Source organism: Serinicoccus profundi (genome assembly GCF_008001015.1).
GTDB classification, from domain to species: domain Bacteria; phylum Actinomycetota; class Actinomycetes; order Actinomycetales; family Dermatophilaceae; genus Ornithinicoccus; species Ornithinicoccus profundi.
Window position 1 is genome coordinate 848,801 of sequence record NZ_CP042862.1, and the last position, 17,494, is coordinate 866,294.

13 protein-coding genes, 1 tRNA gene and 2 pseudogenes are annotated in these 17,494 nt (G+C 72.0%); 10 read left to right on the forward strand and 6 right to left on the reverse strand.

From position 1 onward, the window contains the following. Positions 1–95: 95 nt before the first annotated feature. Entirely contained in the window at positions 96–713 is a 618-nt protein-coding gene (orn, locus tag FA582_RS04005; RefSeq protein ID WP_010148919.1) for an oligoribonuclease, read from the reverse strand. A gap of 43 nt (positions 714–756) precedes the next feature. Here orn and FA582_RS04010 point away from each other — a divergent pair, with 43 nt between their 5' ends. After that, entirely contained in the window at positions 757–1,995 is a 1,239-nt protein-coding gene (locus FA582_RS04010; RefSeq protein WP_010148918.1) for a PrsW family intramembrane metalloprotease, read from the forward strand. A gap of 23 nt (positions 1,996–2,018) precedes the next feature. Here FA582_RS04010 and FA582_RS04015 read toward each other — a convergent pair. Further along, positions 2,019–2,091, reverse strand: a tRNA-Arg gene (locus FA582_RS04015). 44 nt (positions 2,092–2,135) lie between these two features. Between FA582_RS04015 and tyrA the strand changes: the two genes are divergently transcribed. From tyrA to FA582_RS04045, 6 genes are all read left to right on the forward strand, one after another. Next, positions 2,136–3,278: a bifunctional chorismate mutase/prephenate dehydrogenase gene (gene tyrA, locus FA582_RS04020; protein ID WP_010148917.1), complete on the forward strand. Its 1,143-nt coding sequence runs from the start codon at positions 2,136–2,138 to the stop codon at positions 3,276–3,278. Positions 3,279–3,332: 54 nt separating this feature from the next. Next, positions 3,333–5,033, forward strand: a complete 1,701-nt coding sequence (locus tag FA582_RS04025; RefSeq protein ID WP_010148916.1) for a GTPase family protein — start codon at positions 3,333–3,335, stop codon at positions 5,031–5,033. Continuing rightward, entirely contained in the window at positions 5,030–6,670 is a 1,641-nt protein-coding gene (locus FA582_RS04030) for a GTPase (RefSeq protein ID WP_010148915.1), read from the forward strand. The genes FA582_RS04025 and FA582_RS04030 overlap by 4 nt, the downstream gene beginning before the upstream one ends. A gap of 138 nt (positions 6,671–6,808) precedes the next feature. Then, positions 6,809–7,429: a single-stranded DNA-binding protein gene (locus FA582_RS04035; protein ID WP_010148914.1), complete on the forward strand. Its 621-nt coding sequence runs from the start codon at positions 6,809–6,811 to the stop codon at positions 7,427–7,429. Between the two features lie 81 nt (positions 7,430–7,510). After that, entirely contained in the window at positions 7,511–9,193 is a 1,683-nt protein-coding gene (gene ettA / locus FA582_RS04040; protein ID WP_147899739.1) for an energy-dependent translational throttle protein EttA, read from the forward strand. A 31-nt stretch (positions 9,194–9,224) separates the two neighbouring features. Further along, positions 9,225–10,136: a pseudouridine synthase gene (locus tag FA582_RS04045; protein WP_029541684.1), complete on the forward strand. Its 912-nt coding sequence runs from the start codon at positions 9,225–9,227 to the stop codon at positions 10,134–10,136. On the opposite strand, the gene FA582_RS04050 is transcribed toward FA582_RS04045, so the two are convergent. Beyond that, positions 10,133–10,327 (reverse strand): hypothetical protein, encoded by a 195-nt coding sequence (locus FA582_RS04050; RefSeq protein ID WP_010148911.1) that lies wholly within the window; start codon positions 10,325–10,327, stop codon positions 10,133–10,135. The two genes, FA582_RS04045 and FA582_RS04050, sit on opposite strands and share 4 nt — an antisense overlap. Positions 10,328–10,550: 223 nt before the next feature. Between FA582_RS04050 and FA582_RS17635 the strand changes: the two are divergent. Further along, a pseudogene (locus FA582_RS17635) lies at positions 10,551–10,826 on the forward strand (trehalase-like domain-containing protein); the annotation flags it as partial. Positions 10,827–10,873: 47 nt separating this feature from the next. Here FA582_RS17635 and FA582_RS17640 read toward each other — a convergent pair. Further along, entirely contained in the window at positions 10,874–11,200 is a 327-nt protein-coding gene (locus tag FA582_RS17640) for a hypothetical protein (RefSeq protein WP_420853164.1), read from the reverse strand. A 64-nt stretch (positions 11,201–11,264) separates the two neighbouring features. Between FA582_RS17640 and FA582_RS17645 the strand changes: the two are divergent. Continuing rightward, a pseudogene (locus FA582_RS17645) lies at positions 11,265–11,660 on the forward strand (glycoside hydrolase family 15 protein); the annotation flags it as partial. A 173-nt stretch (positions 11,661–11,833) separates the two neighbouring features. Continuing rightward, a complete protein-coding gene (locus FA582_RS17650) occupies positions 11,834–12,313 on the forward strand; it encodes a glycoside hydrolase family 15 protein (protein ID WP_420853165.1) in 480 nt (159 codons plus the stop codon). Between the two features lie 74 nt (positions 12,314–12,387). Here the strand turns inward: FA582_RS17650 and FA582_RS04060 are convergent, their stop codons facing one another. Continuing rightward, positions 12,388–16,329 (reverse strand): cell wall-binding repeat-containing protein, encoded by a 3,942-nt coding sequence (locus FA582_RS04060; protein ID WP_010148909.1) that lies wholly within the window; start codon positions 16,327–16,329, stop codon positions 12,388–12,390. Positions 16,330–16,504: 175 nt separating this feature from the next. Next, positions 16,505–17,491 (reverse strand): acyl-CoA thioesterase, encoded by a 987-nt coding sequence (locus FA582_RS04065; RefSeq protein WP_010148908.1) that lies wholly within the window; start codon positions 17,489–17,491, stop codon positions 16,505–16,507. Positions 17,492–17,494 lie beyond the last annotated feature (3 nt).

A 17,494-nucleotide genomic window follows, 5' to 3' on the forward strand; every position in this document is an offset into this window, starting at 1 on the left:
CCGATTTCCTGGCAGGTCGTGGCGGATGCGACAAGAGGGGTCTGGCGGTCGGAAGCGGCCCGCGCAGCCGCGGCCCAGGTCGGCCTCCGTGAGGCTCAGGCGTCGGGTGTGGCCTCGGGAGCGGTATGCCGGGTGGCGATCTCCCTGAGCGTGTCGCTGTCGAGCCCGGGGAGCTCGCGGAAGACCGCCTCGCGGTAGTAGCGCAGCTCGGCGATGCTGTCCACGATGTCGCCCAGCGCCCGGTGACCACCGGTCTTGGCGGGCGCCATGTAGTAGGCGCGGGGGAACCAGCGCTTGGCCAGCTCCTTGATCGAGGAGACGTCGATGATGCGGTAGTGCAGGTAGGCGTCCAGCTCGGGCATGTCCCGCGCGAGGAAGGCCCGGTCGGTGCTCACGGTGTTGCCCCCGAGCGGGGCCTTGCGCCCCTCGGGGACATGCGCGCGGACATACTCCATGACCCGCTGCTGGGCCTCCTCCAGCGTCACGCCAGAGTCCAGCTCGGGCAGCAGCCCGGACTCGGTGTGCATCGCCCGGACGAAGTCCCCCATCTGCTCCACCGCGGCGTCCGGAGGCCGGATGACGACGTCCACCCCGTCACCGAGGACGTTCAGCTCGGAGTCGGTCACCAGGCAGGCGACCTCCACCAGCGCGTCCTCGACGGTGTCCAGGCCCGTCATCTCGCAGTCGATCCAGACGATGCGTTCACCACTCACGGCAGACAAGAGTATGCCCCCGGCCCCCGGTACTCTCGGCCCCATGGTCAACCAGTCGCAGCCGCCGTCGAGCTCGCTGCCCAACGCCCCAGGTCAGCGGGCTCCGCAGGATCCGGGCAAGGGTGGGGACTGGCACCAGGTGATGTCCTTCCAACCCCAGTCGCCCGAGAGCGCCCGGCCCAACGCGACCCGACGCCCGGTCATCCGGCGGGTGCTCCTGTGGAGCGCCGTCGTCACCGTCTTCGGCCTCGCCGCGCTCGCCATGACCCTCATCGTCACGACGGCCGTCGGGCTGCAGGCGGCGATCCTGGGGATGGTGAGCGCGTCGCTCGCCCTGGGGATCGTCATACCCCTCTTCATCTGGGTCGACCGTCTGGAGGCCGAGCCCGCGCGGCTGCTGTGGTTCGCCTTTCTCTGGGGGGCGCTCATCTCGACCCTGGGGGCGCTCGTGCTCAACGAGCTCGGTGTCGCCTTCTTCGCCGGCCGTCACGCAGACCCACTGGTCGTGGGCGCCGTCGTCGTCGCCCCGCTCACCGAGGAGTTCTTCAAGGGGTTGGGGGTGCTGCTGATCTTCCTCTTCGCCAAGCGGGAGTTCAACGGCGTCACCGACGGGATCGTGTATGCCGGCATCGTCGCCGCCGGCTTCGCCTTCGTCGAGAACATCATCTACCTGGGGCAGATGTACCTCGATGCCGGACCGGTCGGCCTGGTCGGCATCTTCATCATGCGCTGCCTGGTCAGCCCGTTCGCCCACCCGATGTTCACCGTCTGCATCGGGCTGGCCCTGGGGCTCGTCGCCCACCGCCGCCGGTTCAGCTCGGTCTGGGTGGTGCTCGTCGGCTTCGCCTGCGCCGTCTTCCTGCACGCCCTCTTCAACTACAGCGCGGTCGCGGCCTCGCAGTACTACCTGGTGCTCTTCGCCCTCGTCCAGGTGCCGTTGTTCATCGGCTTCCTCCTCCTGCTGCGCTGGGCCCGCAACCGCGAGTCGCGCCTGCTGCGCGACACGCTCACCGGCTACGGCATGGCCGGGTGGTACACCCCCGCCGAGGTCGCGATGCTCGCCAGCCCCGGCGAGCGCCGCCGGGCCCGGCACTGGGCGCGCGGCGTCGGGGGACGCCCGGCCGAGCAGGCGATGCAGGCCTTCCAGGACGAGAGCGGTGAGCTGGCCATGGTGCGCAAGCACCTCGTCCACGGCGGTCCGGACGCCGTGTGGCTGGGCCGTGAGCAGCGGATCCTCGAGGCGGTGACCGCGCACCGGCGCGTCTTCGTGCCGCAGGGGTGAGCCTCGGCATACCGGTCGATCGGCGCCCCCGGCAGGACTCGAACCTGCAACCTACGGATTAGAAGGCCGTTGCTCTATCCATTGAGCTACGGGGGCCGGACCTCCCAGTCTAGAGGGGCGCTCCTCTAGGATCGGGCGCCATGACCACACCCCCGGGGGCGCAGGAACCACTGGCCGCGCTGCGCGCCCAGATCGACGACGTCGACGCCCAGGTGATGGAGCTGCTGGCGCAGCGCCTCGAGCTGGTCGCCCAGGTGGGGGAGGTCAAGGGGCGGCACGGCCTGCCGATCTACGACCCCGAGCGCGAGCGCGCCATGATCGCCCGCAAGCGCGAGCACGCGGCCGAGCGGGGGCTCTCGCCCGACCTCGTCGAGGACGTCCTGCGCCGGTGCATGCGCGAGGCCTACACCCACGAGAAGAACATGGGCTTCACCCGCCAGGCGCCGGACCTCGGCCCGATCGTCGTCGTCGGTGGGCGCGGTCGGATGGGCGCGCTCTTCGGGCGGATGTTCACCCTGTCGGGGTATGATGTGCGCGTCGTCGAGCGCGACGACACCCCCGAGCAGGTGGCGGAGGCGGTCGCGGGTGCCGGCCTGGTCCTCGTCTCGGTCCCGATCCACGACACCGTGCAGGTCGTGCGCGACCTGCCGCCGCTGCCGGAGGACTGCCTGCTGGTCGACCTCACCTCGACGAAGCGTGCGGTCATGGAGGCCATGCTGGCCACGCATACCGGGCCGGTCCTCGGGCTGCACCCGATGTTCGGCCCAGACGTCGACAGCTTCGCCAAGCAGGTCGTCGCCGCCGTGCCCGGCCGGGACGCGCAGGCCAGCACGTGGCTGCTCGAGCAGATCCGGCTGTGGGGCGCGCGCGTGCACGAGGTCGATGCCGACGAGCACGACCACGCGATGGGCCTCATCCAGGCGTTGCGCCACTTCTCGACCTTCGCCTACGGCTGGCACCTGGCCCACGAGGACCGCAACCTCGACACCCTGCTGGCGCTGTCCTCCCCGATCTACCGCCTCGAGCTCATCATGGTCGGCCGACTCTTCGCCCAGGACGCCGAGCTCTACTTCGACATCATCACCGGCTCCTCCGACGCCCTCGAGCTCATCGAGCGCTACCACGAGCGCTACACCCAGGCCATCGAGCTACTGCGGACCGGCGACCGCGAGGCCTTCGTCCGGCAGTTCGGGGAGGTCGAGGGGTGGTTCGGCGAGCACGCGGAGCGTTTCCTCGTGGAGTCGAAGTCGTTGCTCGCCCACGCGGACTCCACCCGCCCCTGACCTGCGCGGCGGTTCGTCTTGGTGGACGGGGCGCGGGGGGTCAGACTAGGGGCCGTGACCACCGACCCCGCCGCGCTGCTCGCTGCCGTCGAGAGGCTGCGGTCCTCGGCCGGAGAGGTCTCGCTCCCGCTCGACCTCGGCCACGCCGAGGAGGCCCGCACGGCCCGACGTGAGCTCGAGCAGCAGCTCGACGACTATGTCCTGCCCCGTCTGCGCTCGCTCGACGCCCCCTTGCTGGCGGTCGTCGGCGGCTCGACCGGTGCCGGCAAGTCCACCCTGGTCAACTCGGTCGTCGGCGAGGAGGTCAGCAGGGCGGGCATCCTGCGGCCGACCACGCGGGCCTCGGTGCTCGTCCACCACCCGCAGGATGCGGCGTGGTTCACCGACACCCGGGTGCTCCCCGGGCTCGCCCGCATCGGCGGCGACGCCGCCGAGGTCGAGGACCCCGGCGCGGTGCGGTTGGTGGCCTCCGAGGCGCTGCCCTCCGGTCTCGCGCTCCTCGACGCCCCCGACATCGACTCAGTGGTCCAGGCCAACCGTCAGCTCTCCAAGCAGCTGCTGTCGGCGGCCGACCTCTGGCTCTTCGTCACCACGGCGGCAAGGTATGCCGACGCCGTGCCGTGGGGGTTGCTCCGGGAGGCCAGCGAGCGCGGCACGTCGGTGGCGATCGTGCTCAACCGGGTCCCGCCCGAGGCCATGCAGCAGGTGCGGGTCCACCTCGCCACGATGCTGCGCGAGCAGGGCCTGGGCCAGTCACCGATCTTCGCCATCCCCGAGGACGAGCTGGACGGCGGCCGGATCCCGGGCCGGCACAGCGAGCGGCTGCGCGGCTGGCTGCACTCCCTCGCGGTCGACGCCCGCGCTCGCTCGGTCGTCATCCGCCGCACGCTCACCGGCACCCTGGGCTCGCTGAGCGCCCGGGCGGACGCGCTCGCGGGCGCAGGACGCGACCAGGTCGGCGCCTGGCGGGACCTCGAGCAGGGGCCGCGCGAGGCATACCGGGACGCCCTGGAGTCGATCTCCCAGGGGGTGCAGGACGGCTCCCTGCTGCGGGGCGAGGTGCTCGCCCGCTGGCACGAGCTCGTCGGGACCGGGGAGTTCCTCCGCTCGATCGAGGTGGGCATCGGCCGGGTGCGCGACCGGGTGACCTCCTTCTTCACCGGCAAGGAGATCTCCTCCGAGCCGCTCGGCGAGGCGCTGCAGACCGGCGCCGCCGCCCTCATCACCTCGCACGGCCAGGTGGCGGCCAGCACCGCCGCGCGCTCGTGGAAGCAGCGCCCGGGCGGGCGACCCCTCGTGGAGCAGCACCCCGAGCTCGCCAGGGCCACCCCCGACTTCTCCGAGCAGGTCGAGCGGCTCATCCGCGACTGGCAGCGCGACATCCTCGAGATGGTCAAGGAGGAGGCCGGCTCGCGGCGCACGACCGCGCGCTACCTCGCCTTCGGTGTCAACGGGCTGGGCGTGCTGCTCATGCTCGTCGTCTTCAGCGCCACCGCGTTCATCCCCACCGGCGCCGAGGTGGCCGTCGGGGCGGGCTCCGCGGTGCTGGCGCAGCGGCTGCTCGAGGCGGTCTTCGGCGACCAGGCGGTGCGCGCCATGGCCCTCAAGGCGCGCGAGTCGCTCCTGGGTCGGGTCGAGGAGCTGTATGCCGACCAGCGGTCCCGGTTCGACGCGACGTTGCAGGAGGTCGCGGTGTCCGAGGACGCCCTGGCCGAGCTCGAGGCCGCTGCGGCGGCGGTGGAGGCAGCCCGATGATCGGCAGGCGCAGGAGCGAGCCCGCGCTGGGCATCGCCGACCGCTCCGAGCGGCTCGCCACGGCGCTCGAGGTGGGTGGGGAGGAGCTCGAGCCCGCCAGCACCGGTGCGGCCCGTGACGTGCTCGACCGCGTCGGCGAACGCTGGGCCATCGCCGGTGGCCGCACCGTCGTCGCCCTCGCGGGGGCGACCGGCTCCGGCAAGTCGAGCCTGTTCAACACCCTCGTGGGTGACGACGTCTCGACCATCAGCCCGCGGCGGCCCACGACCGCGGAGTCGGGGGCCGCGGTGTGGGGCGAGGAGGACGCCGGCGAGCTGCTCGACTGGCTCGGCATCTCCAACCGCCACCACGTCGCCCTCACCGAGGCCACCGCGGGACTCGACGGTCTCGTCCTGGTGGACCTGCCCGACTTCGACTCCCGCGAGCTGCGGCACCGCGTCGTGGCCGACCGCATCCTCGAGCGCGCCGACGTCTTCGTGTGGGTCGCCGACCCGCAGAAGTATGCCGATGCCCGGCTCCACGACGACTACCTGCGCCCCCTGCGCCACCACGACGCCGTGATGCTCGTCGTGCTCAACCAGGTCGACCGGATCCGCGAGGAGGGCGGCGTCGAGCAGGTCGCCGCCGACCTGCGGCGGCTGGTGCAGGCCGACGGCGCCGGTGAGCACGAGGTCATCGCCACCTCGGCCCGCACGCAGCAGGGCATCGGGGAGCTGACCGCCCGCATCGGTGAGGTGGTGGGTGCGCGCAACGCGGCGGAGGCCCGGTTGGCGGCCGACCTGCGCGCCTCGGCCTCCCGGGTGCGCGAGCAGGGCGTGGGGGAGCAGACCCCGGAGTTCGGGGAGCAGGCCGACCAGCGCCTGCACCAGGCCCTCACGGTGGCCTCCGGGGTGCCCGTGGTGCTCGACGCCGTCGACCGCGACTACCGCCGCCGGGCCCACGCACGCACCGGGTGGCCCTTCACCCGCTGGCTGGCCGGGCTGCGCCCCGACCCGATGCGGCGCCTGCGGCTCGGCGACGACACCGCGGGTGACACCGGCATCGCGCCCTCCGACGTGCGGGCCGTGCTCGGCCGCTCCTCCCTGCCCAGCCCCACCCCGGCGGCCCGGGCCAATGTGCAGCTCGCGACCCGCGACCTGGGTGAGGGGGTCGGGGGCAGCCTTCCCCCGCGCTGGGCCGAGGCGGTGCTGGAGGCGGCGAGCCCGGAGGAGGACACCCTCTCCGACGCGCTCGACCAGGCGATCGTCGGCGTGCCGCTGCGCACCCGGACCCCCTTCTGGTGGTCCGTGCTGGGCGCCCTCCAGCTCGTCCTCGCGGTGACCACCGTCGTCGGCCTGCTGTGGCTGGTCACGCTCGTGGTGCTGGGCTGGCTGCAGCTGCCGGTCGACGCGCCCTTCTGGGGTCCGGTGCCGATCCCGCTGCTGCTTTTCGCCGGCGGAGCCGTGGCCGGGCTGCTGCTCGCCGTCGTGGCGCGGGCTGCGGCCGGTGTCGGAGCTGCTCGCCGGAGACGGCACGTGCAGCAGGTGCTCGACGACGCCATCGACGAGGTGTCCTTCCGGCACGTGCGCAAGCCGGTCATGACCGTGCTCGACCGGCACGAGAAGACCCGCGTCCTGCTGCAGCAGGCCGCCGCCTGAGGCTGTCCACACCCTGCGGCGTGCGGGCGCGGTCGTCCACAGATCCCGGGCGACCCCTGGCCGCGGGCTCCCTGGCGCACCGATCCTGGTCCCACGTCCACGACCCGTGGGCGCTCATGACCAGGAGGGGAACGCACCATGATGAACGAACCCACGATGACCGTGTCCGGCAACCTGACCCGCGACCCGGAGCGCAAGACGAGCATCGCCAACGGCAAGGACTTCGCGGTCGTCCCGATCGCGGTCAACCGGCGCCGCTTCGACCCGGCCCAGGGGGCCTGGGTCACCTCGGACACGATGTTCATCGACCTGCTGTGCTTCCGGCACATCGGGGCCACGGCGCTGGCCAGCTTCCGCAAGGGTGACCCGGTCATCGCGCACGGTCGCCTGTCGTTGCGCGACTGGAAGACCGAGACCTCGGCCGGCACCACCGCCGTCATCGACGTCGACAGCATCGGGCACGACGTCTCGCGCGGGGTGAGCCGCTTCACCAGGGGTCGCGTCGGTTACGACGGCGACCGTCTCGACGAGCACGACCCCACGCCGGCGAGCGCGCTCACGGGAGGTCTCGTCGAGGCTGCGGAGCAGCGGGCCGGCGCCGTGGGGGCCGGCGGCGAGCCCGACGGAGGGGGCGTCGGGGGGCCGGCGGGTGGACCCGCTCTGCCCACCGGCGAGCCGGACCTCGAGATCGCGGCCGACGCCGAGGGGGTGGTGACCGACGACGAGCAGGCCGACGCAGTCCTGGCCCGCAGCGCCTGAGGGGGGGGGGGGGGGGCAGGCGGGGCCGGGCAGGCGGGCCGAGATTCGGAGTCGGCCCGCCCGCCCCGATACCCTGGCGGCATGGCCGAATTCATCTACACCATGAGCCGTGCCCGCAAGGCGCACGGCGACAAGGTGATCCTCGACGACGTGACGATGTCCTTCTACCCGGGCGCCAAGATCGGCGTCGTCGGGCCCAACGGTGCCGGCAAGTCGACGATCCTCAAGATCATGGCCGGGATGGACCAGCCCTCCAACGGTGAGGCCCGCCTGACGCCCGGCTACACCGTGGGGATCCTGCTGCAGGAGCCGCCGCTCAACGAGGACAAGACCGTGCTCGGCAATGTCGAGGAAGGTCTGGGCGAGATCAAGACCAAGGTCGACCGGTTCGAGGAGATCGGCGAGCTCATGGCGCAGCCCGACGCCGACTACGAGGCGTTGATGGAGGAGATGGGCAAGCTCCAGGAGGAGATCGACCACGCCGACGCGTGGGACCTCAACGCCCAGCTCGAGCAGGCGATGGACGCCCTGCGCTGCCCGCCCCCGGACAGCGACGTCACCGTCCTCTCCGGAGGTGAGCGCCGCCGGGTCGCGCTGTGCAAGCTGCTGCTCTCCAAGCCCGACCTGCTGCTCCTCGACGAGCCCACCAACCACCTCGACGCCGAGTCGGTGCAGTGGCTGGAGCAGCACCTCGCGTCCTACCAGGGCGCGGTCCTGGCCGTGACCCACGACCGGTACTTCCTCGACAACGTGGCCCAGTGGATCGCCGAGGTCGACCGCGGGCGCCTCTACCCCTACGAGGGCAACTACTCCACCTACCTGGAGAAGAAGCGCGAGCGGCTGGCCATCGCCGGCAAGAAGGACGCCAAGCTGGCCAAGCGGCTGGAGAGCGAGCTCGAGTGGGTGCGCTCCAACCCCAAGGCCAAGCAGACCAAGAACAAGGCTCGCCTCGCGCGCTATGAGGAGATGGCCGCCGAGGCGGAGAAGACCCGCAAGCTGGACTTCGAGGAGATCCAGATCCCGCCGGGCCCCCGCCTGGGCAGCCAGGTCATCGAGGTCACGAACCTCACCAAGGGCTTCGGCGACCGGACCCTCATCGACGGCCTGTCCTTCACCCTGCCCCGCAACGGCATCGTCGGCGTCATCGGGCCCAACGGCGTCGGCAAGACCACGCTGTTCAAGACCATCGTCGGGCTCGAGGAGCCGGACGCTGGTGATGTCAAGGTCGGCGAGACGGTCGAGATCTCCTACGTCGACCAGTCCCGCGGGGGCATCGACGGCGAGAAGTCGCTCTGGGAGGTCGTCTCCGACGGGCTCGACTTCATCCAGGTCGGGCAGGTCGAGATCCCCAGCCGCGCCTACGTCAGCCAGTTCGGCTTCAAGGGCCCGGACCAGCAGAAGAAGGCCGGCGTCCTCTCCGGTGGGGAACGCAACCGGCTCAACCTCGCGCTCACCCTCAAGGAGGGCGGCAACCTCCTGCTCCTCGACGAGCCGACCAACGACCTCGACGTGGAGACCCTGGGCAGCCTCGAGAACGCCCTGCTCAACTTCCCCGGCTGCGCCGTGGTCATCAGCCACGACCGGTGGTTCCTCGACCGCGTCGCGACGCACATCCTCGCCTACGAGGGCACCGAGGCCGAGCCGGCCAACTGGTACTGGTTCGAGGGCAACTTCGGTGCCTACGAGGAGAACAAGGTCGAGCGCCTCGGCGCCGAGGCCGCCCGCCCGCACCGGGTGACCTACCGCCGCCTCACGAGGGACTGAGCTGGCCAGGCGCCCGCGCCGTCCGCCCCCGTTGCCACCGCGTGACGGGCTGGGCGCGGCGCGGGTGCGGCTGCCAGCGGCAGCCGGGCCGCCCGACGGCGAGCCCTGGTGCTCGCTGCCGGACGCCCTCGCACACCTCACGGGTGACCCCGCCGGCATCGCCCGGCGGGTCACCGACGGTGAGGTGCGCCTCGCCGACGGCACACCGGTGACGGGCACGACGGCATACCTGCCGGGTGAGGTCGTCTACCTCTACCGCGACCTGCCGGAGGAGGTGCCGGTGCCGTTCGAGATCGACGTCCTGCTCCACGACGACGAGACCGGCCTCCTCGTCGTGGACAAACCGCCCTTCCTCGCGACCATGCCCCGCGGTGGGCATGTGGCCCAGACCGTCGTCACCCGGCTGCGCCGGGACCTCGACCTGCCCGAGCTGGCGCCCGTGCACCGCCTCGACCGCCTGACGAGCGGCGTGCTGCTGCTCACCACCCGGGCGCAGGCGCGGTCCCCCTACCAGCGCATGGTGCAGGCGGGTCGCCTGGCCAAGACCTACGAGGCGCTGGCGCCCGTGCGGGAGGACCTCGTGCTCCCGACGACCGTCACCGACCGGATCGTCAAGGAGCGCGGTGAGCTGCAGGCGCGGGTCGTCGACGGCGAACCCAACGCCCGGACCCACGTCGAGCTCGTCGGTGAGCGGGACGGCCTGGGTCACTACCGCCTCACCCCGACGACCGGCCGCACCCACCAGCTGCGACTCCACCTGGCAGGGCTGGGCCTCCCGATCGAGGGTGACCCGCTCTACCCCGAGCCACGGCACGTGGCCGCGGACGACTTCTCCGCCCCGCTGCAGCTGCTGGCCCGGGAGGTGACTTTCACCGACCCGGTGACCGGGCTCGCCCGCCGCGTCACCTCGCCCCGGGCGTTGCCCGTCCCCGGCACGCGCTAGGAGCGTCCGCGACCGAGCAGGCCCAGCAGCGGTGAACCCGCCCCGAGCAGGAAGCCCAGGTCGTACCAGTTGCCCTCGCGCGTCACGTCATACACCGGGAACTGGTCCCACGCCCCGAAGATGTGGGCGATGAGCACCACCCACGCCGTCAGGCCGTTCCAGCCACCCCACAACAGATCCTGCCACCACATCGCCGGCTCCTCTCCTCGCTCACGGGCGGACGGCGGCACCGTCCGAGGCCCCATCGTGCACCGTCGACCTGTGGTGGGCATGTGTGTGCTCAGGGGCAGCTCGCGGCGGGCGGTGGTGGGCTGCAGGGTCGCGGGTGCCGGCTGACAGACTCCAGGTATGCCTGCTGCTGACGCGAGTCCTGCCCGCGACGTCCCCATCGGCCACTACGCCGTGGTGGGGGACATGCGCACGGCGGCCCTCATCTCACCGGAGGGCAGCGTCGACTGGCTCTGCCTGCCGCGCTTCGACTCACCCTCGGTCTTCGCCTCGCTGCTCGGCACCGAGCAGGACGGGCGCTGGCTGGTCCGCGTGGTCGAGGGGGAGGTGGAGTCCCGCGACTACGTCGAGGGCACCCTCGTCTTCCGCACCCTCTGGCGCGCGCCCGAGGGATCGGCCGAGGTGCTGACCTTCATGCCTCCCGGCGACGGCCGCTCCGACATCGTGCGCTTGGTCCGGTGCACCTCGGGCACGGTGGAGGTCGAGCACGAGCTCATCATGCGGTTCGACTACGCCACGTTGCGGCCCTGGGTGCACCGCACGCGGGTCGAGGACGGGGACGGGCCGGGCGAGGAGGTCCTCACCGCGGTGGGGGGTCCGTCGCGGCTCATCCTGCACGGGCCGATGCCCGAGGCGGTCACCGAGGAGGACGCCCACCGGGGTCGCCACCGGTTGGCCGAGGGGGAGGAGCTGTGCTGGGTCCTCACCGGGCAGGCTTCGTGGAAGCCGCTGCCCAGCAGCATCGACCCGCGCGCCGTCCTGGAGGAGACGATCGCGGACTGGCGGGCCTGGACCGGCCGGATCCGCGCCTCCGGCCCGTGGGCGCGGCAGGTCACCCGTTCCCTTACGGTGCTGCGGGCCCTCACCCACGCGGACACCGGTGGGATCGTCGCGGCCGCGACGACCTCGCTGCCGGAGGACCCCGGTGGCGAGCGCAACTGGGACTACCGCTTCACCTGGTTGCGCGACTCGGCGCTGACGTTGCAGGCGATGATGGCCCACGGGTTCGACGGCGGTGCCGAGGCCTGGCGGGAGTGGCTGCTGCGGGCCATCGCCGGGCACTCCAACGAGCTGCGGATCATGTACGGCCTCGGTGGCGAGCGCGACCTCACCGAGCGCGAGCTGCCGCACCTGCGGGGGTATGCCGGGTCCCGCCCCGTGCGCATCGGCAACGGCGCCGCCGACCAGTACCAGGCGGACGTCATCGGGGAGGTCATGCTCGCGCTGGCCCAGCTGCGCGACGGCGGGGTGGCCGAGGACACCTACAGCTGGGCCGTGCAGCGGATGATGCTGACGACGCAGACGCAACGGCTGGAGGAGCCCGACCACGGGATCTGGGAGATGCGGGGGGGACAGGCACTTCTTCACCCATGGCCGGGTGATGATCTGGGCGGCCTTCGACCAGGGGGTCCGGGCCGTGGAGCAGCACGGGCTGCGACGTCGAGCACTGGCGCACCCTGCGCGACCAGGTGCGCGCCGAGATCGAGGAGCGCGGCGTCGGACCCGACGGGGCCTTCCGCCAGACCTACGACAGCACCGAGGTGGACGCGTCGCTGCTCCAGATCCCGCATACCGGCTTCTGCGCCTACGACGACCCGCGGATGCTCGCCACGGTCCGGCGGCTGGAGGAGGAGCTCGTCGACGACGCGGGTTTCCTGCACCGCTACCGCATGGGCGACTCGGGCAACATCGACGGTCTGGACGGCGGGGAGGCGCCCTTCCTCATCTGCACGTTCTGGCTGGTCGAGCAGTATGTCCGCAGCGGCCGGCTCGAGGACGCCGAACGTCTCATGCAGGCCTGCGTGGAGGCCGGGGCACCGCTGGACCTGCTGGCCGAGGAGTACGACCCCGCGTCGCGTCGCATGCTCGGCAACTACCCGCAGGCCTTCAGCCACCTGGGTCTGGTGCGGGCCGCCGACGCGATCGCCCAGGTGCGGGGGGAGACATGAGCAGGGCCCGCCCTCCCGATGGGGAGGACGGGCCCTGAGGCTGGTCGGCCGGGCTCAGACCGACCGGCCGTGGGTCACGGTGTGTTGACCGTGACCAGGGTGTAGGCCAGCTCCTCGGTGCCGTCGCTGTAGCCGATCGCGCCCAGGTAGCGGGTCGCGGCGTCCAGTCCGGTCCAGGCGGCGGTCAGGTCCAGCGGCGTGCCCGCGGTCACCGCGACCGGGGACGGCGTGACCGTCATGTTGCCCTCGTCCGCGGACGGCATGAAGACGTGCAGCGGACCGCTGGCGGTGGCGCCGGCGGCGCCGTTCCAGTAGTCGACGGCCACGGTGTACTCGCCCGGGGCAGGCGCCATCATCGTGATCGACTCGTCCGAGCCACCGGCGGCCGACTGTGCGACGAGGTTGCCGTCGCTGTCCTCCAGGAAGAGGTCCAGGTCGAGCTCGGCCGGCGTCCATTCCGACTCCACGACCTCGACCCGGATGGCCGTGGTGCCCTCCGGCACCGTGACCGTCTGAGTGTAGTCGTCGTAGTCGGCGCCACCGGCCGGGCCGTCGGAGGTGACCTCCACCTCGGTGACCTGCGAGGCCATGAGGCCGTGCACGACCGAGGTGAGCTCACCGGTGAAGCCCGGGGTGACCTCGAAGGTCGCCGAGCCCTCGGTGTCCTCGCCGCGGATCTCCTCCGGCGCGCCCATCGCCACCGGCTGGATCGCCAGCGGGCTGGTCACGTCGGCGCCGGGACCGGTCCAGGTGAGCGACCCGAAGGTCCACTCACCCAGCTCGGCGTCGGTCGTGGTGAAGGTGACCTCGAAGGTCGCCGTGCCACCGGGCTCGACGGTGATCGTCGAGGGCTCGACGACCACGTCGACGCCCGGGGGCGCCTCGACCTCGGCGGTGAACGTGCCACCGTCGCCCGTCGCGTCGGTCACGGTGCGGGTCACGGTCTGCGCGCCGCCCAGGTCACCGATCGCGATGCTCGGGTAGTTGAGGTCGCTCGCATCGGTCGTGCCGATGTCCTCGCAGATGGCGGCCCCGCCGACCAGCTGCAGCTGGCCGATGGCGCAGGCGTAGGCCAGCCAGTCCTCGGCACCCGAGTCGTAGACCAGCGGCGTGTCGTAGGCAACACCCGGCTCGACCTCACCGGACCCGTAGTGGAGCGGGCTCGCCGGCTCACCGGCGTAGGTGATGAGCTCACCCTCGGAGTTGGTCGGGTCGGCGGTGGTCATCATGGCCGACTTGACCGCCATCGGGCTCCAGTCCGGGTTGTCCTGCATCATCATCGCGGCCAGGCCGGCGATGTGCGGGGCGGACATGGAGGTACCGGAGTAGCTGTCGAAGTTGGTGCCACCGGTGGAGCCGGCCGGAGAGACCGCCGCGATGACGTCGACACCCGGGGCGGTGATGTCCGGCTTGAGCAGGTCCCCGCCACCGGCGATCGCCGGCCCGTAGGAGCTGAAGCCGGCCATCTCCGGGTAGGTGAGCTCAGGACCCTCGCCGGAGGCCGAGATGGTGGCCATCGGGTCGGCGTCGGAGGCCTCGTACTCCTTGATCGCGTCGCCGGCGGTGCCGTTGACGTGGATCGAGGGCACCGCGTGGAAGTCGCCGTTGAGCGACTCGTCGTCGGTGTTGTTGGCCAGGATCATGCCGACACCGCCAGCAGCGTCGACCGTCTCGCTCTTCTCCGTCCGGGCGTTGGTGCCGCGGGTGCAGATGACGATGTGGTCGGCAGCGGCAGCCGCGTCCAGCGAGCCCGGCAGGCACAGCAGTGCGTCGTCGGCGGTGGCGCCGTCGGCCGGGATGTCGACGGAGTTGACCAGCGGGGCCGGGCCCACGCCGTCACCGGAGCTGATACCGGCATACGTCGCGTTCTCGCCGAAGAGCGCCTCGATCTGGGCCTGGACGTCCTCGTTGAGCGCGCCCTCACCACCGAGGATGACGGCGGACTCGGGGGCCAGGGCCACCATGCCGTCGAGGACGACGCCGGGCACCCCGTCGGGGCGGCTCAGCATGACGGGCACCCCCTGGTAGCCGGCCAGGGCCGACCCCGCGAGGGCGTCCGGGTAGTCGCGACCGGTGGCGGTGTGCACCACGGGGGCCGGGTTGTCCTCGCCGAAGCCGAACTGCTCGGCGACGGCGACGGACGTGCCGTACCGGTCCTTGCCGGCGAGGCGCTCTGAGGCGCCGAGCTCCTCGAAGACGTCGCCGGTCACGGCCTTGGGCCCACCGATGACGTGCACCTCGGGGTCGCCCATCGCGGCAAGTGCCTCACGGACCGAGTTGGGCACCCGGTCGGTCTTGGTGAGCAGCACGGGCACGCCCTCGCTCCCGGCGAGCGCGGAGCCGGACAGCGCATCCGGGAAGGCCTCGTCCTGTCCGGTGGCGACGTAGACGTGGTCCGCGTCGCCGTACTGCTGCGCGACCAGGGCGGCGGTCTCGTAGCGGTCGTCACCGGCGACGCGGGTCACCGTGCCGTACGCCTCAAGGGCGTCGCTCACCGTGGTGGAGACGGCGTTCTCGCCGCCGAGCACGACGATGTTGTCGGGGTCGATCGCCTCGAGGGCCTCGATCGTGGCGCCGGGGAGCTCGCCGACCTTGGTCAGCAGGACCGGGGCCGGGGAGCCGTCGGGGGCCACGGCCGGCTGGTCGAGGCCGGTCGCGGGGACGAGGCCCTGCGAGGCGGCCGCGGCGCCGGAGAGGGCGTCGGCGAACTGGTTGCCCGTCGCGATGTAGACCGTGTCCACACCCTCGGGGTAGGCCGCCGCGATCTGGGCCGCCGTGTCGTAACGGTTGGTGCCGGAGATCCGGGCCACCGGGGCCCCGTCGCCCAGCTCCACCTCGGCCGAGTTGGTGCGGTCGTGCGTGGACGCGGCGACCGTCATGGTCCACGGCGAGTTGTGCGCGACCGAGCTCTCGCCGATCGTGTCACCGCTGTTGCCCGCCGAGGCCGAGACGAACACGCCGGCGTTGGCGGCGTCCAGGAAGGCCAGTTCGTCGGCGGTCACCACGAACTGCGAGGAGCCGGAGACCGAGTAGTTGATGACGTCGACGCCGTCGGCGACGGCGTCGTCGATGGCGGCGACCAGTCCGGAGGTCGTGCCGGAGCCGCCACCGTCCTCGGTCTGCCACAGCGCCTTGTAGAACGCGAGGTGGGCGGCCGGGGCCATCCCGCTACCGGTGCCCAGGTCGTCCCCGTTGAAGTCCATCGGGACGTCGATGTTGCCCGCCGACGTGCCACCGACGTGGCTGCCGTGGCCGTTGGTGTCGCGGGGGGAGTCGAAGTCGAAGGCGGTGTTGTTGCCCTCGGGGTAGTAGCGGGCACCGATGACCTTGCTGTTGCAGGTCACGTTGTCGGCGTCGTCGGCCTCGTTGCCCTCGACGCACTCACCCTGCCAGGTGGCCGGCGCGGCCGGGTCACCCGGGAGCGCGGCGAAGCTGGGGTTCTCCGGCCAGAAGCCGGAGTCGATGATGCCGACGACCATGCCCGCACCCGCGTCGGCGTCCCCGCCGAACTGGGTGTTCCAGACGCCGTCCTCGCCGGTCAGGCCGAGGTAGTCAGGTGTGGTGACGGTGTCGGAGGTCCGGATCTCGTCCTCCCACACCGCCGCGACGTTGGGGTCCTTGCGCAGGGCGGACACCTGGGAGCCGGTCAGCTCGGCGGTGAAGCCGTTGAAGGACGTCGAGTAGGTGTAGACCGCGTCGGCACGGTCCAGGCCGACGGAGTCGAGCACGGCGTTCTGCTGCCGGTCGAGGTATGCGGTGTAGCTCTCGGCGGCGGCGCTCGTGGTGTTGAGCTTCTCCCCCTCCTCGGGCTTGGTGGCGGGGATTCCGTCGACTCCGCCGTCGTAGGCGGCCAGCGAGCTGTCCGCGAGCATGACGATGTAGGTGCCGTCCTCGTTGACCGTGAGCTCCGGGTTCGCCCATGCTGCGGGGGCGACCAGGGCCAGCGGTGCGACGACGGCCCCTGCGCCGGCGAGCGCCAGCAGGCGCGTCCTCCGGCGAGCAGATGGCTGGTGCACAGTGTGTCCTTTGCTTGGAACGGTGGACGTCGCCGCTGGACAGCGCCTCGTCGTCGAGGTGCTGAGGGACCCAGGGGTGACCCTGGCAGTATTGTCCGGCGCTCTCAGGGTGTCTACAGGTAGGGCACCGTCGAGCGCCCGTCGTGACCGAATCGTGACTTTGACGCGACGTCAATCAGGAGGCGTCGGGCGCCTGCTTCAGGCGCACCATGCCCTCCTGTCCGACGGTCGCGAGCAGCGTCCCGTCGGCGGCGAACATGTGCCCCGTGCCGAGCCCCCGCCCTGACTGCGCGGAGGGGGAGCTCTGCGTGTAGAGCACCCAGTCGTCCACCCGGGCGGGCCGGTGGAACCACATGGAGTGGTCCAGGCTGGCCGGGCGCAGCCGCGGGTCGCCCCAGCCCAGGCCGTGACGCCGCAGCACCGGCTCGAGCAGCACGTAGTCCGAGGCGTAGGCCAGGATGGCCGCGTGCAGCAGCGGGTCCTGCGGCAGCTCGCGGGCGATCCGCAGCCACACCGACTGCTCGCTCGGCCCCGGCTCTCCCGGGCCGAGCAGCAACGGCTCCACGTGACGCAGCTCCACCGGGCGCCGGCGGGCGGTCTCCTGGGCCACCGGGTGGGGGACCTGCTCCAGGAGCTGCCGGTCCGAGCGCAGGGTGTCCGGGGCCGGCGCGGACGGCATCGGGATCTGGTGCTCCAGCCCCTCGGAGGCCTCCTGGAAGGACATGATGATCGACATGAGGATTCGCCCGTCCTGCACGGCGTGCACCCGACGGGCGCTGAAGCTGCGCCCGTCGCGCATCCGCTCCACGAGGAAGCGCAGCGGCCGGTTCGCGTCGCCCGGCCGCAGGAAGTAGCCGTGCATGGAGTGGATCGGGCGGGCGAGCGGCTCGCCCTCAGTGCCCTCGGTCTCTTCCAGGACCGGCTCCACGGTCCGTCCCGCGGCGATGAGGCACTGCGCGAGCACCTGCCCCCCGAAGACGCGGCCGTGCGGCATCGGCTGGCTGCGGCCCGCGAAGACGTCGCCCTCGGAGCTGACGAGGTCCGCGTCGGTGCCCAGGACCCCCTCGGGGGAGGCGACGCGGATGGTCGTGGATCCCTCGCGGCGCAGGTCGAGCACGTCGAGGAGATCGTCAATCGGGTAGTCCAGCGGTGCGTCCGTCACAAC

What these genes read in the sequence shown, in the direction of transcription:
- FA582_RS04010 (WP_010148918.1), top strand. Translation starts at nt 757, where the DNA reads ATGGTCAACCAGTCGCAGCCGCCGTCGAGCTCGCTGCCCAACGCCCCA.
- tyrA (WP_010148917.1), top strand. Translation starts at nt 2,136, where the DNA reads ATGACCACACCCCCGGGGGCGCAGGAACCACTGGCCGCGCTGCGCGCC.
- FA582_RS04030 (WP_010148915.1), top strand. Translation starts at nt 5,030, where the DNA reads ATGATCGGCAGGCGCAGGAGCGAGCCCGCGCTGGGCATCGCCGACCGC.
- FA582_RS04035 (WP_010148914.1), top strand. Translation starts at nt 6,809, where the DNA reads ATGATGAACGAACCCACGATGACCGTGTCCGGCAACCTGACCCGCGAC.
- ettA (WP_147899739.1), top strand. Translation starts at nt 7,511, where the DNA reads ATGGCCGAATTCATCTACACCATGAGCCGTGCCCGCAAGGCGCACGGC.
- FA582_RS04050 (WP_010148911.1), bottom strand. Translation starts at nt 10,327, where the DNA reads ATGTGGTGGCAGGATCTGTTGTGGGGTGGCTGGAACGGCCTGACGGCG.